Raw genomic sequence first — 20,653 nt, 5'->3', positions numbered from 1 at the left:
GGAGAATACCCATGTCCCAGACGATACGTGACAACCTCAAGCGCATGCTCGCGCCCCGGCATGTAGCCTTTGTCGGTGGCCGCAGCATGGCCCGCGCCCTCAAGCGTTGCGCCGAGGGCGGCTACCCAGGCCAGATGTGGCTGGTCAACCCGCAGCACGACAGCCTCGAAGGCGTGCCTTGCGTGCGCAACATTGCCGACCTGCCGTGCGGGCCTGATGCGGTGTTCATTGCCACCAACCGCGACCTGACCCTGGCCTGCGTGGCCGAACTCGCCGCCATCGGTACCGGCGGCGCGATCTGCTACGCCTCCGGTTTCGCCGAAACCGGCGCCGAAGGCCAGGCTCTGCAACAACGACTGCTGGAAGCGGCGGGCGACATGGCCTTGCTCGGCCCCAACTGCTACGGCCTGCTCGACTACCTGCACAGCAGCGCGCTGTGGCCGGTGGCCCACGGTGGCAAAGCGGTGGAGAAGGGCGTCGCGGTGCTGACCCAAAGCGGCAACTTCGCCTACAACCTGTCCATGAGCGACCGCTCGCTGCCGGTGGCCTACATGGCCTCGGTCGGCAATCAGGCGCAACTGGGCGTGGCGGAACTGATGGACGTGCTGCTCGATGAGCCACGCGTCACCGCCATCGGCCTGCATCTGGAAGGCCTGAAGAACGTCCCGGGATTCGCCCGCGCCGCGCACAAGGCGCTGGAGAAGGGCATTCCAGTGATCGCCCTGAAAACCGGCGTGTCGCAGATCGGTGCCGAACTGGCCCTCAGTCACACCAGTTCACTGTCCGGTTCCGATGCGCTGTACGACGCGCTGTTCGATCGCCTCGGGGTGATCCGGGTCAGCGGCCCGGTGAGCTTTGTCGAAACCCTCAAAGCGGCAGCCTGCGGCAACCTGCCGGCGGGCAACAGCCTGATCGCGCTGGCCTGTTCGGGCGGCGATGCCGGCCTGATCGCCGACTACGCCGAGCGCAATGATTTGAGTCTGCCCAAGCTCGACGCCGGCCAAGTCGGCGAATTGGCCGAGGTGCTGCCGAGCTACGCCAACCTGGTCAACCCGCTGGATTTCACCACCGCCATCTGGGGCGACGGCGAAGCCCTGAACCGTATGCTCGACAGCGCGCTGCGCACCGAAGCCGATGCGGCGATGCTGGTACTGGATTATCCGGCTGAGTTTACCGGCGAGCGCAAGGAGTGCGACCTGCTGCTGGACCTGTACTGCAAGGCGCTGGCGCGGCACGGCAAGACCGGCTTTGTCACCTCGGCATTCCCGGAGCTGTTACCGGCCCACGCCCGCGAGCACTTGCATGCCCAAGGAGTGGCGGCATTGCAAGGCGTGGAAGATGGCCTGGCTGCCTGGGGCCGCATCGCCGGTTATCAGCGCAACCGTCAGGCGTTGCTCACGCTGGGCGAATCGGCCCTGGTGCCGTTCTGCCCGCAGGCGCTGGAAGGCGAAGGTCGGTTGCTCAATGAATGGGATTCGAAACAGGCGTTGCGCATGTTTGGTCTACCGACACCCAATGGAGTATTGAGCAGCCCGGATAACGCGCTCAAGGAAGCCCAAGCACTGGGTTTTCCGCTGGTATTGAAAGCCGTGAGCGAACAGTTGCCGCACAAGACCGAAGCCGGTGCCGTGGCCCTGAGCCTCAAGGACGGCGCCGCACTGAGCGCTGCCCTGGACAATATGCGGGCGAACATTGCCGCCTACGCGCCGGGCGTGCCGTTCGATCAGGTGCTGCTGGAGCCGATGGCCAAGCCGCCGCTGGCGGAGCTGATCGTCGGCATCAAGCGCGAAAACGATTTTGGCCTGGCGCTGGTGATTGGCGCGGGCGGGATCCTGGTGGAGTTGCTCAAGGACAGTCGCAGCCTGTTGCTGCCGACCACCGACGGCGCGATTCGCCAAGCGGTGCTGAGCCTGCGCAGCGCGCCGTTGCTGCAAGGTTTTCGCGGGCGCGAGGTGGCAGACCTGGACGCGCTGGTGGCGGCCATCCGCGCCGTGGCCGACTACGCCTGCGAAAACGCCGCGCAGTTGCTCGAACTCGATGTGAACCCATTGTTGGTCGGCGCCCTTGGCACGACCGCGGTCGATGCGTTGATTCGCATCGCTCATGCGTGAGGACCTGAACATGCAAGACCAACCCTTGACCGGTGGCCAGGCGCTGGTGCGCCTGCTGGCCAACTACGGCGTCGACACCGTGTTCGGCATTCCCGGCGTGCACACCCTTGAGCTGTATCGCGGCCTGCCCGGCAGCGGCATCCGCCACGTGCTGACCCGTCATGAGCAGGGCGCCAGTTTCATGGCCGACGGCTATGCCCGGGTCAGTGGCAAACCCGGGGTGTGCTTCGTCATCACCGGCCCCGGCGTGACCAACGCCGCCACCGGTATCGGCCAGGCTTACGCCGACTCGATTCCGATGCTGGTGATTTCCAGCGTCAACCAGACGGCCAGCCTCGGCAAGGGCTGGGGCATCCTCCACGAGTGCCAGGACCAGCGCGCCATGACCGCGCCGATCACCGCGTTCTCTGCCGTCGCATTGACCGCTGAAGACCTGCCGGAACTGATTGCCCGCGCCTATGCGGTGTTCGACAGCGAGCGTCCTCGCCCGGTGCACATTTCGGTGCCGCTGGACGTGCTGTCGGCGCCGGTCGCTCGCGACTGGAGCAATGAGGTGGTGCGTCGTCCGGGGCGTGGTCCTGCATCCGCCGCTGCACTGGATCAAGCCGTGGCCAGGCTCAACGGCGCGAAACGTCCGATGATCATCGCCGGTGGTGGCGCATTGAATGCGGCGAAAGAACTCAATGAACTGAGCACCCGACTGGCGGCGCCGCTGTTCACCAGCGTCGCCGGCAAGGGGCTGCTGCCACCCGAGGCGCCGCTCAATGCCGGTTCATCCCTGTGCGTAGAACCGGGCTGGAACCTGATCGCCGAAGCCGACGTGGTGCTGGCAGTGGGTACCGAAATGGCCGACACCGACTACTGGCGCGAACGCCTGCCGCTCAACGCCGAGCTGCTGCGGGTGGATATTGATTCGCGCAAATTCAACGATTTCTACCCCTGTGCGGTAGCTCTGCAAGGTGACGCACAGCAAACCCTCAGGGGGATTGTGGAGCGTCTGCCGAACGATATACGCGATGCCAGCGCTGCAGTTGCCTCGGTCGCCGCATTGCGCGAAGCGGTCAAGGCCAGCCACGGCGCTTTGCAGTCGATCCATCAAGCCATCCTTGATCGCATCGCTGCCGAACTGCCGCCAAACGCGTTCATCAGCACCGACATGACCCAGCTGGCCTACACCGGCAACTACGCCTTCGACAGCGCCGCCACCCGCAGTTGGTTGCACCCGACCGGCTACGGCACCTTGGGCTACGGCTTGCCGGCCGGCATCGGCGCCAAGTTCGGCGCGCCGCAACGGCCGGGCCTGGTGCTGGTGGGCGATGGCGGGTTCCTCTACACCGCGCAGGAACTGGCCACCGCGGTCGAGGAATTGGACAGCCCCCTGGTGGTGCTGCTGTGGAACAACGATGCCCTGGGGCAGATCCGTGACGACATGCTCGGCCTGGACATCGAGCCGATCGGCGTGCTGCCGCGCAATCCGGATTTCGCCGCCCTTGGCCGAGCCTTCGGTTGCACCGTGACTCAGCCGCAGAACCTCGCCGAACTGCAAACCGACCTGCGCCTGGGCTTCAAGCGCAACGGCGTCACCCTGATCGAACTCAAGCACGCCTGCGTTCGCTGAGGTTCAACTTTTTAGAGGGAGTAGGGCCATGCGCTTTTCCGATCTGACCCAACGTATCGCCGGTGACGGTGCCGCCGCCTGGGATATTCACTACCGCGCACTGGCGATGCGAGAGCAGGGCGAAGACATCCTGCTGCTGTCCGTGGGCGACCCCGATTTCGACACGCCACAACCCATCGTCCAAGGCGCCATCGACAGCCTCCTGGCCGGCAACACCCATTACGCCGAGGTGCGCGGCAAGCGCGCCTTGCGCGAAGCCATCGCCCGGCGCCATCAGCAACGCAGCGGCCAGGTCGTTTCGGCCGATGAGGTCACGGTGCTTGCCGGGGCGCAGTGCGCGCTGTTCTGCGTGGCCCAGTGCGTGCTCAATCCGGGCGATGAAGTGATAGTCGCCGAGCCGATGTACGTCACCTACGAGGCGGTGTTCGGCGCATGCGGTGCCAAGGTGGTGCCGGTGCCGGTGCGTTCCGAGAACGGTTTTCGGGTACTGCCCGAAGACGTCGCCGCGCGCATCACCCCGCGTACCCGCGCACTGGCGCTGAACAGTCCGCACAACCCGTCAGGTGCAAGCCTGCCGCGCAGCACCTGGCAAGCCCTGGCGGAACTGTGCATCGCCCACGACCTGTGGCTGATTTCCGACGAGGTCTACAGCGAGCTGCTGTTCGAGGGCGAGCACGTCAGCCCGGCGAGCCTGCCGGGCATGGCCGAGCGCACCGCGACCCTCAACAGCCTGTCGAAATCCCATGCCATGACCGGTTGGCGTGTCGGTTGGGTGGTGGCGTCGCCGTCCCTGACCGCGCACCTGGAAAACCTTGCGCTGTGCATGCTCTACGGCTCCCCGGACTTCATCCAGGACGCCGCGGTGGTGGCGCTGCAAAGCAACCTGCCGGAACTGGAGGCCATGCGCGAAGCCTATCGCCAGCGCCGCGACCTGGTGTGCGAGAGCCTGGCCGATTGTCCCGGCGTGCGCGCCCTGAAACCCGACGGCGGGATGTTCGTGATGGTCGATATCCGCGAAACCGGGCTCAGCGCCCAGGCATTCGCCGATCGCCTGCTCGATCGCCACGGTGTGTCGGTGCTGGCCGGTGAAGCTTTCGGACCGAGTGCGGCGGGGCACATTCGCCTCGGCCTGGTGGTTGGCGCTGAACCGCTGCGCGATGCCTGCCAGCGCATCGCCCGTTGTGCCCATGAACTGATGGAGGCTCAGCCGCATGCTTAACCACAAGGCACTGTTTATCGATGGACGCTGGTCAACCCCATCGGGCCAGGGCATCGCCGAGGTGATCAACCCGGCCACCGAGGAAGTGGCCGGCAGCGTGCCGCTGGGCGATGAACGCGATGTCGACAAGGCCGTGGCCGCTGCCCGCAGGGCCTTTGGCCCGTGGTCGCGGACGCCGTCGAGCGTGCGTGCCGGCTACATCCGCGCACTGGCCGAACAACTGCGCGCCCGCGCCGATGAAATGGCCGCGGTGATCACCACTGAACTGGGGATGCCGGTGCAGTGGTGCCGCTCGGTGCAGGTGGACGGGCCGATCATGGGCCTTGAGCAGTACGTCGAACTCGCCGGCCTGATGGACGAAGTGCGCGAGGTCGGCAACTCGCTGGTGATTCGCGAGGCGGTGGGCGTCTGTGCGTTCATCAATCCGTGGAATTACCCGCTGCACCAGTTGATCGGCAAACTCGCGCCGGCCCTGGCCGCCGGGTGCACGGTGGTGGTCAAGCCGAGCCAGGAAACGCCGCTGCACGCCTTTTTACTGGCGCAGATGATCGAGGCCATCGGCCTGCCGGCCGGGGTGTTCAACCTGGTCAGCGGACCCGGTTCGAAAGTCGGCGAAGCGTTGGCCAAACACCCGGACGTGGACATGGTGTCGTTCACCGGTTCCACCGGCGCCGGGGTGCGGGTCGCGCAAGCGGCGGCGCCTTCGGTCAAGCGCGTGTGCCTGGAGCTGGGCGGAAAGTCGCCGCTGCTGATCGCCGAGGACGCCGACCTGGCCGCTGCGGTGCGTTATGGCGTGCAGGACGTGATGATCAACTCCGGCCAGACCTGCACGGCGCTGACCCGCATGCTGCTGCCGGCCAGCCGCTATGCCGAAGCGGTGGAACTGGCGCTGGCCGAAACCCTGGGCCTGAAGCTGGGCGACCCCCTCGACCCGCAAAGTTTCCTCGGGCCCATGTGTTCGGCCGGGCAGCGCCGTACCGTGCTCGATTACATCAAGGTCGGCCAGCAGGAAGGCGCACGGTTGCTGTGCGGCGGCGATTCGGCCGCGGCGTTCGAACGGGGTTATTACGTCAGCCCGACGCTGTTTGCCGACGTCGACAACCGCATGCGCATCGCCCAGGAAGAAATCTTCGGCCCGGTGTTGTGCCTGATCCCCTATGCCGATGAGGCGCAGGCGATCCAGCTGGCCAATGACTCACCGTTCGGCCTGTCCAGCGGCGTCTGGGCCGGCAATGCCGAGCGCGCCCTGCAATTGGGCCGACAACTGCGGGCGGGCCAGTGTTTTGTCAACGGCGCGGCATTCAATTACCAGGCGCCGTTCGGCGGCTACAAACAATCGGGCAACGGACGTGAATGGGGGGAAGAGGGGCTCAATGAATTCGTCGAAGTGAAGGCGATCCAGGTGTGACTGTTGGCGATTCAGAGGTTGTGCGCACCGGGCCCTGGCCCGGTGTCTTGCGTGGTTTTGAACCGGTATTCCATTAGCTTTTGATCAGGGGCAATGCAATGAGCGATAACAAAAACAAGATTACTCAGGCGAACCATGAATTCAGCTTCCCGCGTCGGGACTTCCTCAAATACAGTGCAGCAGCGGCGGCGCTGGCCGGGGCGTTCTCCATGGGCCTGCCATTAGGCGCCATGGCGGCGGAATCGACGCCAAAAGCCGGTGGCGTGCTGCGCCTGGGCCTGGCCGGAGGCAGCACCACCGACTCCAAGGATCCGGGGTCGTGGAGCGATACCTTTACCTTCGTCGGCTTCTCGGCGGTCTATAACACCCTGACTGAAATTGCCGTGGACGGCTCGGCGATCCCTGAGCTGGCCGAAAGCTGGACCTCAACCCCCGACGCGCGTGTCTGGACCTTCAAATTGCGCCAGGGCGTGACCTTCCACAACGGCAAGAGCCTCACCGCCGACGACGTGGTGGCCTCGATCCAGCATCATCTGGGCGAGAAATCCACCTCGGCGGCCAAGACCGTGCTGGGTGACGTGGCCAAGGTCAGTGCCAATGGCGGCGACAGCGTGGTGTTCGAGCTGCACTCGGGCAACGCCGATTTTTCCTATGTGGTCGCCGATTATCACCTGGTGATCATGCCGAGCAAGGACGGCACCCCGGACTGGCAGTCAGGCGTCGGCACCGGCGGTTATCGTCTCAAGGACTTCGAGCCGGGCGTGCGCATGAACCTGGAACGCAGCCCGGACTACTGGAAAGCAGGACGGGCACACTTCGCCAGCGCCGAGTTGATCGCCATTGCCGACGGCGCGGCACGGGTCAATGCACTGGTCACCGGGCAAGTGGACGTGATCAACAAGGTCGACCTCAAGACCGTGGCGCTGCTCAAGCGCAACCCGAACCTGGTCATCGAGGAAACCAAGGGCGCCCAGCACTACACCTTCCCGATGCTCACCGACAGCCAGGTGTTCCAGAACAACGACGTGCGCCTGGCGATGAAGCACGCGATCAACCGCGAAACCCTGCTGGCGTCGGTGCTGTACGGCTATGGCCTGGTGGGCAACGATCACCCGATCCAGCCCGGCAGCCGCTTCATCAATACGGCGCTGGAACAACGCACCTACGACCCGGACAAGGCGCGCTTTCACCTCAAGCAGGCCGGCCTGGATTCGCTCAAGGTCCGCCTGCAGGCCTCCGACGCGGCGTACACCGGGGCAGTGGATGCCTCGGTGCTGTTCAAGGAGCAGGCGCGTGCGGCGGGGATCGACATCGACGTGGTGCGCGAGCCCGCCGACGGCTTTTTCTCCAACGTGTGGATGAAGCAACCCTTCACCACTTCGTTCTGGTACAGCAGCCTGACCGCCGACCGCATGTTCAGCATCGGCTACGCCAAGGGCGCGGCGTGGAACGAAACCCATTGGGACAACCCGCGTTTCAACCAGCTGCTCAACGCTGCCCGGGGCGAAATGAACGAGCCGCTGCGCCGCGAGATGTACAACGAAATGCAGGCGCTGTGCCGCGATGACGGCGGGGCGATCGTGCCGCTGTTCGCCAGCTCGGTGGCGGCGCGTTCCAACAAGGTCGCTCACGGCGGACAGACCGCGCCGTACGGCGAACTCGACGGCTTGCGCGTCATCGAGCGCTGGTGGCAGGCGTAACCCCCCTGAGGCGCTGAAGATCCTCTGTAGGAGCCGGCTTGCCGGCGAAGGCGTCTGAATTGCCGATGCAAGGCTCAAGGTCGCCTTCGCCGGCAAGCCGGCTCCTACAGGTGCGGTTCGCAGCCGCCACTGGCGTGTCCATTTCAAGGAATTGCACGATGAGAAGTATTTTCAAGCTGTTAGGGCAGCGCCTGGCATTGGGCCTGTTATCGCTATTCGCCGTTTCAGTGATCATCTTCCTCGCCGTCGGGCTGCTCCCGGGCGATATCGCCCAGGCCATGCTCGGCCAGTCCGCCACCCCGGAAACCGTGGCGGCCTACCGCGCCCAACTGGGCCTGGACCTGCCGCCCCTGACCCGTTTCGGCCACTGGATCTGGCAATTGCTGCACGGCGACCTGGGCGTGTCGCTGGCCAACCAGCGGCCGATCGCCGATCTGGTCGGCAGTCGCCTGGGCAACACCTTCAGCCTGGCCTTGCTGGCAGCCATGGTCTCGGTACCGCTGGCGTTATTGCTGGGGATGCTCGCGGCGCTGTACCGCAACAGCTGGTTCGACCGTCTGCTCAACACCTCGGCCCTCAGCGCGGTATCGTTCCCCGAGTTCTTCGTCGCCTACATCCTGATCCTGGTGTTCGCGGTGAAGCTCAACTGGTTCCCGAGCATTTCCAATCTCTCGCCGAACGCCTCGCTGGGTGAGGTACTGGAGCGCTCGGTGCTGCCGGTAGCGACCCTGAGCCTGGTGGTAATCGCGCAGATGATGCGCATGACCCGCGCCTCCCTGATCAACCTGCTGGCCAGCCCCTACATTGAAATGGCCCGGCTCAAGGGCATCAGCCAGTCGCGGATCATTTTCCGCCATGCCTTGCCCAACGCCCTGGCGCCGATCGTCAACGTGGTGGCGCTGAACCTGGCGTACCTGGTGGTCGGCGTGGTGGTGGTCGAGGTGGTGTTCGTCTATCCGGGCCTGGGCCAGTTGTTGGTGGACTCGGTGGCCAAGCGTGACATCCCGGTGGTGCAGGCCTGCAGCCTGATCTTTGCCGCCACCTACATCCTGCTCAATACCAGTGCCGACGTGCTGTCGATTGCCAGCAACCCACGCCTGATGCATCCAAAGGGGTAGATCATGAGCCTGCTTAAAACTTTGCTCCGGGCACCGCTAAGTGCGCAGTTCGGCATGCTGGTGATCGTTGTGTACATCCTGGTGGCGCTGTTCGCCGAGGTATTGGCGCCGTTCGGCGAAACCCAGGTGGTGGGCGAGGGCTTCGCACCCTGGGGCGGGCAGTTCCTGTTGGGCACCGATAACCTGGGCCGCGACATGTTTAGCCGCCTGGTCTATGGCGCGCGCAACACCCTGGGCATTGCCTTCCTGACCACGGTGCTGGCGTTCCTGCTCGGTGGTACCTGCGGGCTGGTCGCAGCGATCAAGGGCGGTGCCATTGACCAGGGCCTGTCGCGGGTGGTGGACATCCTGATGGCCATTCCACAGCTGATCTTCGCCTTGCTGATTCTCAGTGTGGTTGGCACCAATGCGACGTCGCTGGTACTGGTGATCGCGCTGCTGGATGCGACCCGGGTGTTTCGCCTGTCCCGGGCGGTGGCGATGAACGTGGTGGTGCAGGACTTCGTCGAAGCCGCGCGTCTGCGCGGTGAAGGCTTGTGCTGGCTGGTGACCCGCGAGGTACTGCCCAACGCTGCGGCGCCGCTGATTGCCGAATTCGGCCTGCGTTTCTGCTTCGTGTTCCTGTTCATCAGTGCGCTGTCGTTCCTCGGCCTGGGCATCCAGCCGCCCACCGCCGACTGGGGCAGCATGGTGCGCGACAACGCCGTACTGATTACCTTTGGCGACATCAGTCCATTACTGCCCGCCCTGGCCGTGGCCTTGATCACGGTCAGCGTCAACTTCGTCGTCGACTGGATGCTGCACAAATCCAGCGGCCTCAAGGAATGCTGAACATGACGACATCCCAACCTTTGCTGGAAATCCGCAACCTGCACATCGAAGGCCATTACGAAGACGCCTGGCATCCATTGATCAAGGGCATCGACCTGACCCTGCAGCGCGGCGAGGTACTGGGGCTGATCGGTGAGTCCGGGGCGGGCAAGTCGACCCTCGGCCTGTCCGCCATGGGTTATACCCGCGATGGCTGCAAGATTACCGGTGGCACCGTGCATTTCGACGGCATCGACCTGCTCAAGGCCAAACCCGAAGCCCTGCGCAAGTTGCGCGGTTTACGCATCGCCTACGTCGCACAAAGTGCGGCAGCCTCGTTCAACCCGGCCCATCGCCTGATCGATCAACATGTCGAGACGGCGGTGAAAAACGGTGTTATCAGCCGTGAACAGGCCATGCGCGAGGCGGTGGAACTGTATCGCGTGCTGCGCTTGCCCAACCCCGAACAGATCGGCCAGCGTTACCCGCACCAGGTCTCCGGCGGCCAGTTGCAGCGAGTCATGACCGCCATGGCGATGGCCTGTCATCCGGACCTGATCATCTTCGACGAACCGACCACCGCCCTGGACGTCACCACCCAGATCGAGGTGTTGGCGGCGATTCGCGATGCGGTGAAGACCTACGGCAGCGCAGCGATCTACATCAGCCACGACCTGGCGGTGGTGGCGCAGATGGCCGACCGCATCATGGTGCTGCGCCACGGTAAACTGGTAGAGGAGGCCGAAACCCGCAAGATGCTCGGCGATCCGCAGGAGGACTACACCAAGTCGCTGTGGGCGGTGCGCAGTTTCCGCACCGAACCCAAGGCATTGCCGCAGCAGGAGAAGCCGCTGCTGGAATTGCGCAACGCTTGCGCCAGCTACGGCCAGCAACCGGTGCTGCATGACGTTTCGCTGAAATTGTACCGTGGGCAAACCCTGGCGGTGATCGGCGAGTCCGGCAGTGGTAAAAGTTCGACGGCGCGGCTGATCACCGGGTTGTTGCCGCCCACTTACGGACAGGTGCTGTACGACGGCGCGCCGCTGCCGGCGGACTTCCGCCAGCGCAGCAAGGAGCAATTGCGGCGTGTACAGATGATTTATCAGATCCCGGACACGGCGCTGAACCCGCGCCAGCGCATCGTCGACATCATCGGCCGGCCGCTGACCTTCTATCTGGGGCTCAAGGGCAAGGTCATGCGTGCACGGGTGGCCGAGCTGTTGGAGATGATCGAACTGGATCCTGCGACCTTCATGGAGCGCCAGCCCCGTGAATTGTCCGGTGGGCAGAAACAGCGGATCTGCATCGCCCGGGCCCTGGCGGCCGATCCGCAGCTGATCATCTGCGACGAAGTCACCTCGGCCCTCGACCAGCTGGTAGCCGAAGGCGTGCTCAAGCTGCTCAACCGCATTCAGCAACAGCTCGGTGTGGCCTACCTGTTCATCACCCATGATGTCGCCACTGTGCGGGCGATCGCCGACGAAGTGCTGGTGATGCAACGGGGCAGGGTGGTGGATCATGGCTCGCGCAGTGCTATTTTCACCCCGCCGCACCAGGACTACACCGGACTGCTGTTTTCCTCCGAACCACAAATGGACCCCGACTGGCTCGACCGCCTGCTGGCCAGCCGCGCCACCCCGAATTCAAACCCTACGCTGGAAAAAGTCTAAGGAATCCTCATGAAAGTACTGATCGTCCACGCTCACCCGGAGCCACAATCGTTCACCGCCGCCTTGCGCGACCAGGCCATTGCCACCCTTGAAGCCCAAGGCCACGAAGTGCAGGTCAGCGACCTGTACAAGATGAACTGGAACCCGGTGGCCAGCGCCGATGACTTCTCCTCGCGGGAAAACCCCGAGTACCTGGTCTATGCCCTGGAACAACGCCTGGGCGTGAAAAGCCAGTCCCTGGCGGCGGACATCCAGGGCGAACTGGACAAGCTGCTGTGGGCCGACCTGCTGATCCTCAACTTCCCGATCTTCTGGTTCTCCACCCCGGCGATGCTCAAGGGCTGGATAGATCGGGTGCTGGTGTCCGGGATTTGCTATGGCGGCAAGCGTTTCTATGACCAGGGTGGCTTGGCCGGCAAGAAGGCGTTGGTCACCGTAACCTTGGGTGGCCGCGAGCACATGTTCGGAGAAGAGGCGATCCACGGTCCGTTGGAGGACATGCTGCGGCCGCTTTTGCGTGGCACCCTGGCTTACGTCGGATTCGACGTGCTGGAACCGTTTGTGGCGTGGCATGTGCCGTACATCAGCGATGAGGCGCGCAAAGAATTCCTTGCCGACTACCACCAGCGCCTGCAACACCTGAGCGACGACCAACCCTTGCTGTTTCCTAAACTGTCACAGTTCGACGAACAGCTTTACCCGCTGACTAAATGACCCCACAAAACCTGTAGGAGCTGGCTCGCCAGCGAAGGGGCCGGCACATGCTACATCGATGCTGGCTGACCTGACGCCTTCGCCGGCAAGCCGGCTCCTACAGTTCAACCCCCGCAGCATTGTTCTGAATACGCAAACACTGAAGTCGCCGAGAATGGAATTGTTGGTGCAGTGGCGGGCTTGTAGCCTCCATCTCGCCGAACACCAGGATCGGCCAACGATCCGGTGGAGCTCCAGCCAGGGCTCATCAAGACGTCATACCTTGCTTTCGGCCTTACGCCCCTTCGGGGGATTGGCTCCTATAACAATAAGGAAGGCAGGTATGAGTATTCGTGCATGGGGTTGCGCTGCGACCCTGTTCGCTCCCGTTCTGGGGGCTGGCATTTTGTTTCCCGCGACGGCGCAAGCCTCGGGCATTCCTTATGCCAGCAACCGGCCGCAAAGCTTCCAGTTCAGTTCGGATTTCACCGAGCCTTACAACTCCGTGGGCCAGGAGTTTGAATACAACGACGACCGTAAACGCTTTGACGATCACGGCAACAAGGTCGCCGGCAGCAACACCGAGACCTACGTTGGCCTGACGTCGTTGTTGCACTACTGGAAGATGGACGGCCTGCCCAATACCGGCTTCATCGCCAGCATCACCCTCCCGGAGATTGCGGTTCGCGGCAATGGCACGCGGGTCAGCGGGTTGGGCGATCCCTTGGTCGGCGGCCTGGTCTGGTACAACCCGACGCCGCTGCGCACCATCGGCGCGCAAGCCTACGTGCAACTACCGACTGGCGCGGACTCGGTCAGCAGCGACACCTACGCCTTGTGGCCTTCGCTGTTCTACAACGAGTGGCTGGGCAAGGTGAACATCGACCTGCTGGTAGGCGCGATCCTGCGTGGCGATGGCCCGCACCACACCGAACCTGGCGACACCGGCCACGCCAACTTGCGCCTGGGCTACAACATCGTCGATCGCCCGACCTACCAGGTCACGCCCTTCGTCAGTGCCGACTACCAGAAAACCTTCAGCTCCGATGATCGCAACAACGACGCCATCGCGTTCTCTGAATCCAACGAAACCGCGCTCGGCGCCGGTGTGCTGTTCCAGCTCAAGCCCGGCGTACAGAAAGTGTTCGCCCAGAAAATGTGGGACCAGGTGTCCATCCACTATTCCAAGGGCGTGAAAGGACGCAACACCACCGTCACCGACGGCTTGTTTGTGCAGCTCTGGCATTACTGGTGAGTCACGCAACGTGCGCTGACTGGCCTGTGTCGCCGCTACTCAATCCGGAGAATAAAAATTGAACGAAGAACAGCAAAAACTTGCACTGTCGCGCCGCAACTTCATCAAGGCCGGCGCCGCCGGTACGGCTGTCGCCGCCTTGTCCGGCGTCGCGGCACGGGCCATGGCCAGCGACGAACTGCCCTTTGACCGGGAACACGACATCGTCGTGGTCGGTGGTGGCGGCAGCGGTTTGCCGACCGCGTTGTTCTCGCGCTGGCTGGGCAACGATGTGGTCATTCTGGAAAAGGCCGGCAGCCCCGGCGGCACCGCGGCGAAAGCGGCGTTCTGGTACTGGGTGCCGAACAACAAGCCGATGCGTGACGCGGGCATCGTCGACGATAAAGCCGACTACCTGCGTTATGTCGCGCGTCTGACTCGCCCGCAATCCTACGACGCCTCGTTGCCCAAACTCGGTCTGTCGGATTGGGAATACGAGATGTGCGAAGCCATCTACGAGAGCGCTTCGCCAGCAGCCGAACTGCTGGCCGAACGCGACGCGTTGCCATACCGCCATTGCCCGGACGTGCCGGACTATTGGGCCGAGTTGCCCGAAGACAAGGCCAAGAAAGGCCGGGTGCTGGTGCCCAAGGAGGCCCGGCCAAGCATGTCGGACGGCGGTCGCGTGGCGATTCGTACGCTGACCGCTGCCGCCAAGCGCGACGGTGTGCAAATCCGAACCGGCGAACGGGTAGTGAAAGTGATCCTCAACGGTAAAGGTGAAGCGGTCGGTGTCGAAGTCGAAACCGAAGAGGGCACGCTGCAGCGGGTCAAGGCGCGCAAGGCGGTGATCTTCGCCACGGGCGGTTTCACCCACGATGCGGAGCTGCGCCGCAACTTCCTCAACGCCCCGGTCTACGGCGGTTGCGCGGCGCTGACCAACGAAGGTGATTTCATCCGCATCTCCAGTGAGCTGGGGGTGCAGTTGCGCAACATGAACTACGCCTGGTCGTGTCCGATCCTGCTGGAAAAAGCCCTGGCCAAGGACGGTTCGATGTCCGGCATCTTCACCATGAACGGCGATTCGATGCTGATGGTGAACAAGTACGGCAAGCGCGTCGTCAACGAAAAGACCGTCTACAACGAACTGGTCCCGACCTTCTTCCAGTGGGACGGCGACAAGGCCGAATACCCGAACCTGGTGATGTTCTCGATCTGGGACCAGCGCGCCCAGGACTTCTGCAGCAGCGACGAATACGGCTCGCCGATCGTGCCCAAGGGCGGTAACGACCGCCATGTGGTCAAGGGCGAAACCCTGGAAGAGCTGGCGAAGAACATCGCCGAACGTCTGGATAAGCACGCCGCCGATATTGGCGGGATGAAGCTCAGCGCGGATTTCAACCTGAACCTGAAAGCCACGCTCAAGCGTTTCAACGAGTTGGCGAAGACGGGCAAGGACCTCGATTTCCATCGCGGCGAGCTGGTGATCCAGGGCGTGTTCACCGGCCCGGTCAAACCCGACCGCAGCGGCAACCTGACGATGTATCCGCTGGCCGCGAAAGGTCCTTACTACGCGGCGTTGATCACCGGCGGCAACCTCGACACCAAGGGCGGGCCGAAAACCAACTCGGTCGGCCAAATCTTGAACAACGCCAATGCACCGATCCCGGGTTTGTATGGCGTCGGCAACTGCGTGGCGTCGGCTTCCGGTCGCGCCTACTGGGCCGGTGGCTCGACGCTGGGACCGATCATCGCCTTTGCCTATCGCGCGGCAAACCAGGCGCACAAGGAACCGAGCCGCAGCTGATGACGGCTTAACCCTCGACTGCATGAGAACGACGATATGACGCACTTCAACTTTTTCCTGCGAGCCCCGGCGCTATGGGTGTTGGCGGCAGGCCTTGGCCTCATCGGCAGCGCTTTGGCCGATGACCTGGCAGCGGCACAGAAACTGGCGACCAACCACTGCGCGGTCTGCCACACCTTCGACAAGGGCGGACCGCCAGGGCAGGGGCCGAACCTGTTCGGGCTGCTGGGGCGCAAGGCAGCCAGCGAGAGCAACTTCACCTACAGCGATGGGTATACCAAAGCCATGTCCGGCAAGGTCTGGGATGAGCAAACGCTCGACGCCTGGCTGACCGATGCCCAGAGCGTGGCGCCGGGCAGTGCCATGGTCTATTCCCAGGACGACCCGGCCAAGCGGCAGAAGATCATCATCTACATCAAGTCGCTGCACTGACAGCCACCCTAAAGTACCGCGGAGACAACCATGATCAGCACCCTGACAATGACCGACGAACAACGCAAATCGGTCGCCCTGGAATACCTCAAGGCCTTCGACAACGGCGGCGTTACCTCCACCGGCGGGAGCATTCTCGAGCTGTTCGCCGAGGATGCCCAGGTTCTGTTTCCCAAGTGGGGACTGGCCACCGGGCGGGACCAGATCGGCCAAATGTTCGGGGATCTGGGCAGCCGCTTGAAGTCGATCACCCACGACTACGCACACTTCAACTGGATTCTCACCGGCACCGACACGCTGGTCTGCGAAGGCACCAGTTATGGTGAACACGTCGATGGCCATTGGCGTGCGGGCGTGCCGACAGCGGCGGGCGCGGGCTACTGGGCCGATGTGTTCGAGATCCGTGATTTCAAGATCCAGCGCTGCTTCATCTACCTGGACCCTGATTATGGCAGCCAGGACACAGCGCGTTATCCCTGGCTCAATCGCTGATCATCGCCAGCAAGCCGGTTCCTACAGGTTCTACAATGAATGGCACTCCCCAGGAACCTGCCCCATGGATCGTTTACTCAGTGTCGAAGCCTTCGTGCGGGTTGCCGAAACCGGCAACTTCGCCAGGGCGGCCCAGCAACTGGGCGTGACCCGCTCGGTCATCACCCACCGCATCCAGCAGCTGGAGCAGTTCATCAATGCGCCGCTGTTCCATCGCAGCACCCGCCATGTACGGCTCTCCGAGGTCGGAGAGACGTACTACAAGGAATGCGCGGACATGGTCGCGAGTTTCAACTCGTTGACCGAACACATGCGCGAACTGCGCGCCAAACCCACCGGCAAGCTGCGGGTGCAGATGCTGCCCGGGTTTGCCATCGGCCATTTCGGCCGCATGCTGGCCGAGTTCACGCGGCTGTACCCGGACATTGAGGTGGACGTCATCGTCAATGACCGGGTGGTGGACCCGATCGAGGAAGGCTTTGATGTGGCGTTCCAGATGTTCCCGCCGATGGCGGAAACCCTGATCGAACGCAAATTGTTCAGCGTCCGCCGGCTGTTCTGCATGTCCCCCGATTACGCCAGCGAGTTCGGCGTGCCGACCCATCCCCAGCAATTGCTGCAACACAAGATCGCCCTGTATGAGGGCTATCCGTCGCGCAACCGCTGGCTGTTCAACGGCGAAGAGGAGCAGGTGGAACTGAGCCTGCCCGGTCAGGTGCGCTCAAACTCTGTGCATCTGCTGCGCGATTACGCGCAGACGGGCGTGTGCATTGTCTGCCTGCCGACGCTGGTGGCCAGTGACGACCTGCTCAGCGGCCGGTTGATTCCAGTGTTGCCCGAGTACGCGTTGTCTTCCTTCAATTTCTCCGCGGTGTATCCCGCCACCCAGCGCCGGGCCTTGAAAGTCCGTACGTTGATCGACTTCCTGGTGGAAAACTTTGGCGATGAGCCATGCTGGGACAAGCCCTTGCTCGAGCGCGGCTGGGTGCGCTGAGTCAACACACAAAAACCTGTGGCAGCGAGCCTGCTCGCGAATGGGTTTTTTCATTCGACGGGAATGTTGGCTGACCTGCTTCGCGAGCAGGCTCGCTCCTACAAAGATTGCAGTGACCCCGGTGTTTGCGTTTCGCGAACACTGTTGTCGCCGACTCTCTAATTGTTCCAGCAAGGGCACAGACGTACTGTTGCCCCACTGTTACTACAACAACAAAACGGTGAAAACCATGAGTAGCGCGGCAATCGAAACGGTCTTCGGCTCGTTGGAGAACTACACCAAGGGCTCGGTCGAGATCATCAGCGGCCAGGCCAGTCACTACGCGTTTTCCAACGTGTTCGAGGTGGCCGAACAATCCCGGCCTTATGAAAAAGTCGTGGTGGGCCTCAACCTCGGCTACGTCATCGAAACCCTGCGCGCCGAAGGCCAGTCGCCCTGGTACACGGCCGCGCACGACGAGTTCGCCATCGTCATGGACGGTGAAGTGCGGGTGGATTTCCTCAAGCTCGATGCGCCATTGATGGCAGGCGAGGGCACGCAACTGGCCGGTGACGTGCCGGCGGGCAAACCCATGGGTTACGTCCTGCTCAAGCGCGGCCACCAGTGCCTGCTGCCAGTGGGCACGGCCTATCGCTTCGAAGCCAGTCGCCCGGGCGTGATCCTGCAGCAGACGATCAAGGGCCCGTTGTCGGTCGAGAAGTGGGCCGACATCTGCCTGAAGTGATCTGCCCAGCCGTCCCCCGCCCACAAAAACAAGAGGAACCCCGCCATGGCCATGCTTGAAACCACTGTCCCAACTCCACTGTTTGCCGATGAAGACGTCCAGGCCGGTGCTGCCCATCCCGTGACCGGCTATCGCGCCTTCAAACTTGGCGCGTTCGAACTGTCGCGCGACGAGTATTTTGCCCGTATCACCTGGCCCGCCAAAGGCCAGACCCGTTCGCACTTGATTCCGGTGGATGCGTTCCTGCGGGCCTTGATGCGCGACGTGGCCTGGGGCTTTTTCTACGGTTGGGTCAACTTCGACCACGTCATCGGCACCCGCAACTACTACGGCAAGGTCGACCTGTACGCTGGCACCTTCAATGGCACGCTAAAGGCGGCAGGCGTCAACTACACGGAAAACTTCGAAACGCCGCTGATCATGGCGACGTTCAAGGCGATCCTGCGCGACTGGACCAACGCCACTTTCGACCCCTTTGCCGCCCCTGAAGAAACCGGCAGCGCCTTCGGTCGCAAGAACGGCAACAACATCGAAGCCATCGAGCGCTTTCGCATCGCCACCAAGCGCATGCCCGGCCTGCCGGACGATTCGCCGCTGCGCAACGATCTGCCGGTCAACCGCCAGTTCATCGATGTGCCCCAGGACGAGCCGGAGATCCACGCGGCGGAAGGTTTCGAAGGCCAGTTGCATGCCTTCAACCTGCACAAGTACCTGTCGCGCTCCGACGTGACCTGGAACCCGTCGGTGACCTCGGTGTGCAAGGCCAGCCTGTTCTGCCCGACCACCGAAGAATTCATCCTGCCGGTGTTCCATGGCAATGACCGCATCGAGTGGTTCCTGCAGCTGTCGGACGAGATCATCTGGGATGTCGGCGACAAGGACGACGGCAACCCCCGTGCGCGTATCACCATGCGTGCCGGCGACATCTGCGCCATGCCCGCCGACATTCGCCACCAGGGCTATTCGACCAAGCGCTCGATGCTGTTGGTCTGGGAAAACGCCACGCCGAACCTGCCGCAACGCTATGAAAGCGGCGAGCTCACGCCGTACCCGATCGAATTCTAAGCCCTCGTGCGTGGCCCGGCATCGCGCCGGGCCACGCACTCAGCCATCCAGTCAGACACTGCGCCTAAGGCGCGGTGCGAGGAAACCATTATGCAAAATCAGCTCTATATCGATGGCCGCTTCGTCGACGCGCTCGCCGGCGGCACCATCGACGTCGTGTCGCCCCACGACGGCTCATTGATCACCCGCATCGCCGCCGCCGAAGCCGCCGACGTTGACCTCGCGGTGGCCGCCGCCAAACGGGCGTTTCCGGCCTGGTCGGCGCTGGGTGCTGCCGAGCGCGGACGCCTGTTACTCAAGCTGGCGGACAAGATTGAAGAATGCAGCGAAGAACTGGCGCAGCTCGAATCCCTCGACACCGGGCACCCGATCCGCGACTCCCGTGGCCTCGATGTCCCGCGCACCGCCGCCTGTTTCCGCTATTTCGGCGGCATGGCCGACAAGATCGAAGGCGCGGTGATCCCTGTTGAAGCCGGCTTCCTCAATTACGTGCAGCGCAAGCCGATCGGTGTGGTCGGGCAGATCGTGCCGTGGAATTTCCCGCTGATGTTCACCAGCTGGAAAATGGGCCCGGCCCTGGCAGCAGGGAACACCGTCGTCATCAAGCCCTCGGAAATCACCCCGCTGTCGACCTTGCGCATTGTCGAGCTGATGACCGAAGTCGGCTTCCCCAAGGGCGTGGTCAACGTGGTGCCGGGCTACGGCCATACCGCGGGCCAGGCGCTGGCGGAACACCTCGACGTCAGCAAGATTGCCTTTACCGGCTCGACCGCCACCGGCCGGCGGATTGTCGAAGCCTCGAAAGGCAACCTCAAGCGCATCCAGTTGGAGCTGGGTGGCAAAGGGGCGAACATCGTGTTTGAGGACGCCAACCTGGAAGCGGCGGTCAACGGCGCTGCCTGGGCGATCTTCCACAACCAGGGTCAGGCGTGCATTGCCGGCTCGCGGCTGATTCTGCATGAAGACATTGCCGAGCAGTTCCTCGAACGTTTCATCGCCCTGGCCAAATCGATCCGCCTCGGTGACCCGATGGACCCGCAAACCGAGATGGGCCCGCTGACCTCGGCCCTGCACCGCGACCGCGTCCTGGCCTACATCGACATCGCCATCGAGCAGGGCGGCAAGGTCCTCGCCGGCGGCAAGGCACCCGACGACCCGGCGCTGGCCAGGGGTTTTTATGTCGAACCCACCGTGGTCGAGGCCAAGCCGGGTGACCGGGTCTGCCAGGAAGAAGTCTTCGGTCCCTTCGTCACCGTCGTGCGCTTTCGCACCGACGAAGAAGCGCTGGCCATCGCCAACAGCACCGAGTACGGCCTGGGCAGCGGCCTATGGACGCAGAACCTGAGCCGGGCGCACAAAATGGCCGACGCCATCCATGCCGGCATGTGCTGGATCAACTGCTACAAACGCGTCAGTCCGGGCAGCCCGTTCGGCGGCGTCGGTCAATCCGGTTATGGCCGGGAAATGGGTTTCGAAGCGATCCACGACTACACCGAAGCACGCTCGGTTTGGGTCAACGTCGACGCGACAATCGCGCCACATTTCAAGCGCTGAGGCC

The 20,653-nt window shown here is 63.4% G+C and carries 17 protein-coding genes; all 17 read left to right on the top strand.

All coding sequences use genetic code 11. The features are described from left to right. The first annotated feature begins 11 nt into the window (after positions 1 to 11). The 17 genes from NQL71_RS15495 to NQL71_RS15415 all read left to right on the top strand — a co-directional run bounded on the left by NQL71_RS15495 (position 12) and on the right by NQL71_RS15415 (position 20,649). Positions 12 to 2,111, top strand: a complete 2,100-nt coding sequence (locus NQL71_RS15495) for an acetate--CoA ligase family protein (protein WP_274642974.1) — start codon at positions 12 to 14, stop codon at positions 2,109 to 2,111. Further along, positions 2,104 to 3,729: a 5-guanidino-2-oxopentanoate decarboxylase gene (locus NQL71_RS15490; protein WP_410454522.1), complete on the top strand. Its 1,626-nt coding sequence runs from the start codon at positions 2,104 to 2,106 to the stop codon at positions 3,727 to 3,729. The genes NQL71_RS15495 and NQL71_RS15490 overlap by 8 nt, the downstream gene beginning before the upstream one ends. 28 nt (positions 3,730 to 3,757) lie before the next feature. After that, a complete protein-coding gene (locus NQL71_RS15485) occupies positions 3,758 to 4,948 on the top strand; it encodes a pyridoxal phosphate-dependent aminotransferase (protein WP_274642973.1) in 1,191 nt (396 codons plus the stop codon). After that, complete coding sequence (locus NQL71_RS15480; protein ID WP_046819131.1) at positions 4,941 to 6,356, top strand: aldehyde dehydrogenase family protein; 1,416 nt, start codon at positions 4,941 to 4,943, stop codon at positions 6,354 to 6,356. Before NQL71_RS15485 ends, NQL71_RS15480 begins: the two co-directional genes overlap by 8 nt. 98 nt (positions 6,357 to 6,454) lie before the next feature. Beyond that, complete coding sequence (locus NQL71_RS15475) at positions 6,455 to 8,056, top strand: ABC transporter substrate-binding protein (RefSeq protein ID WP_077183675.1); 1,602 nt, start codon at positions 6,455 to 6,457, stop codon at positions 8,054 to 8,056. 158 nt (positions 8,057 to 8,214) lie between these two features. Then, entirely contained in the window at positions 8,215 to 9,174 is a 960-nt protein-coding gene (locus NQL71_RS15470) for an ABC transporter permease (RefSeq protein WP_046819133.1), read from the top strand. 3 nt (positions 9,175 to 9,177) lie between these two features. Further along, complete coding sequence (locus NQL71_RS15465) at positions 9,178 to 10,005, top strand: ABC transporter permease (RefSeq protein ID WP_046819134.1); 828 nt, start codon at positions 9,178 to 9,180, stop codon at positions 10,003 to 10,005. Between the two features lie 2 nt (positions 10,006 to 10,007). Continuing rightward, positions 10,008 to 11,654, top strand: a complete 1,647-nt coding sequence (locus tag NQL71_RS15460) for an ABC transporter ATP-binding protein (RefSeq protein WP_274642972.1) — start codon at positions 10,008 to 10,010, stop codon at positions 11,652 to 11,654. 9 nt (positions 11,655 to 11,663) lie between these two features. Next, positions 11,664 to 12,368: an NAD(P)H-dependent oxidoreductase gene (locus NQL71_RS15455; RefSeq protein WP_046819136.1), complete on the top strand. Its 705-nt coding sequence runs from the start codon at positions 11,664 to 11,666 to the stop codon at positions 12,366 to 12,368. A gap of 322 nt (positions 12,369 to 12,690) precedes the next feature. Then, positions 12,691 to 13,602 carry a transporter gene (locus NQL71_RS15450; RefSeq protein ID WP_046819137.1) on the top strand — a complete coding sequence of 304 codons (912 nt, stop codon included), beginning with the start codon at positions 12,691 to 12,693 and terminating at the stop codon, positions 13,600 to 13,602. Positions 13,603 to 13,660: 58 nt separating this feature from the next. Next, positions 13,661 to 15,388 carry an FAD-dependent oxidoreductase gene (locus tag NQL71_RS15445; protein WP_274642971.1) on the top strand — a complete coding sequence of 576 codons (1,728 nt, stop codon included), beginning with the start codon at positions 13,661 to 13,663 and terminating at the stop codon, positions 15,386 to 15,388. A 36-nt stretch (positions 15,389 to 15,424) separates the two neighbouring features. Next, positions 15,425 to 15,820 carry a c-type cytochrome gene (locus tag NQL71_RS15440; RefSeq protein WP_274642970.1) on the top strand — a complete coding sequence of 132 codons (396 nt, stop codon included), beginning with the start codon at positions 15,425 to 15,427 and terminating at the stop codon, positions 15,818 to 15,820. A gap of 30 nt (positions 15,821 to 15,850) precedes the next feature. Beyond that, the gene (locus NQL71_RS15435) at positions 15,851 to 16,312 is read left to right on the top strand and encodes a nuclear transport factor 2 family protein (RefSeq protein ID WP_274642969.1); all 462 of its coding nucleotides are present in this window, start codon (positions 15,851 to 15,853) and stop codon (positions 16,310 to 16,312) included. Positions 16,313 to 16,376: 64 nt separating this feature from the next. Continuing rightward, on the top strand, positions 16,377 to 17,306 hold the full coding sequence (locus tag NQL71_RS15430) for a LysR family transcriptional regulator (protein ID WP_046819140.1): 930 nt from the start codon (positions 16,377 to 16,379) through the stop codon (positions 17,304 to 17,306). Between the two features lie 229 nt (positions 17,307 to 17,535). Next, the gene (locus tag NQL71_RS15425) at positions 17,536 to 18,030 is read left to right on the top strand and encodes a cupin domain-containing protein (RefSeq protein ID WP_077183670.1); all 495 of its coding nucleotides are present in this window, start codon (positions 17,536 to 17,538) and stop codon (positions 18,028 to 18,030) included. Between the two features lie 45 nt (positions 18,031 to 18,075). Then, entirely contained in the window at positions 18,076 to 19,095 is a 1,020-nt protein-coding gene (locus NQL71_RS15420; RefSeq protein WP_077183669.1) for a hydroxyquinol 1,2-dioxygenase, read from the top strand. Between the two features lie 90 nt (positions 19,096 to 19,185). Beyond that, positions 19,186 to 20,649: an aldehyde dehydrogenase family protein gene (locus tag NQL71_RS15415; protein WP_274642968.1), complete on the top strand. Its 1,464-nt coding sequence runs from the start codon at positions 19,186 to 19,188 to the stop codon at positions 20,647 to 20,649. Positions 20,650 to 20,653 lie beyond the last annotated feature (4 nt).

The sequence above is a fragment of the Pseudomonas serbica genome, assembly GCF_028823535.1.
Classification (GTDB): Bacteria; Pseudomonadota; Gammaproteobacteria; order Pseudomonadales; family Pseudomonadaceae; genus Aquipseudomonas; species Aquipseudomonas serbica.
The sequence above is the reverse complement of the archived record's forward strand: the minus strand, read 5'-3'. Positions and strand labels throughout refer to the sequence as shown.

Bases quoted from the DNA above. Each gene is read 5' to 3' on its own strand.
- NQL71_RS15485 (WP_274642973.1), top strand. From the start codon at position 3,758: ATGCGCTTTTCCGATCTGACCCAACGTATCGCCGGTGACGGTGCCGCC.
- NQL71_RS15460 (WP_274642972.1), top strand. From the start codon at position 10,008: ATGACGACATCCCAACCTTTGCTGGAAATCCGCAACCTGCACATCGAA.
- NQL71_RS15490 (WP_410454522.1), top strand. From the start codon at position 2,104: ATGCGTGAGGACCTGAACATGCAAGACCAACCCTTGACCGGTGGCCAG.
- NQL71_RS15450 (WP_046819137.1), top strand. From the start codon at position 12,691: ATGAGTATTCGTGCATGGGGTTGCGCTGCGACCCTGTTCGCTCCCGTT.
- NQL71_RS15480 (WP_046819131.1), top strand. From the start codon at position 4,941: ATGCTTAACCACAAGGCACTGTTTATCGATGGACGCTGGTCAACCCCA.
- NQL71_RS15435 (WP_274642969.1), top strand. From the start codon at position 15,851: ATGATCAGCACCCTGACAATGACCGACGAACAACGCAAATCGGTCGCC.
- NQL71_RS15430 (WP_046819140.1), top strand. From the start codon at position 16,377: ATGGATCGTTTACTCAGTGTCGAAGCCTTCGTGCGGGTTGCCGAAACC.
- NQL71_RS15470 (WP_046819133.1), top strand. From the start codon at position 8,215: ATGAGAAGTATTTTCAAGCTGTTAGGGCAGCGCCTGGCATTGGGCCTG.
- NQL71_RS15475 (WP_077183675.1), top strand. From the start codon at position 6,455: ATGAGCGATAACAAAAACAAGATTACTCAGGCGAACCATGAATTCAGC.
- NQL71_RS15455 (WP_046819136.1), top strand. From the start codon at position 11,664: ATGAAAGTACTGATCGTCCACGCTCACCCGGAGCCACAATCGTTCACC.
- NQL71_RS15465 (WP_046819134.1), top strand. From the start codon at position 9,178: ATGAGCCTGCTTAAAACTTTGCTCCGGGCACCGCTAAGTGCGCAGTTC.
- NQL71_RS15425 (WP_077183670.1), top strand. From the start codon at position 17,536: ATGAGTAGCGCGGCAATCGAAACGGTCTTCGGCTCGTTGGAGAACTAC.
- NQL71_RS15420 (WP_077183669.1), top strand. From the start codon at position 18,076: ATGGCCATGCTTGAAACCACTGTCCCAACTCCACTGTTTGCCGATGAA.
- NQL71_RS15495 (WP_274642974.1), top strand. From the start codon at position 12: ATGTCCCAGACGATACGTGACAACCTCAAGCGCATGCTCGCGCCCCGG.
- NQL71_RS15440 (WP_274642970.1), top strand. From the start codon at position 15,425: ATGACGCACTTCAACTTTTTCCTGCGAGCCCCGGCGCTATGGGTGTTG.
- NQL71_RS15415 (WP_274642968.1), top strand. From the start codon at position 19,186: ATGCAAAATCAGCTCTATATCGATGGCCGCTTCGTCGACGCGCTCGCC.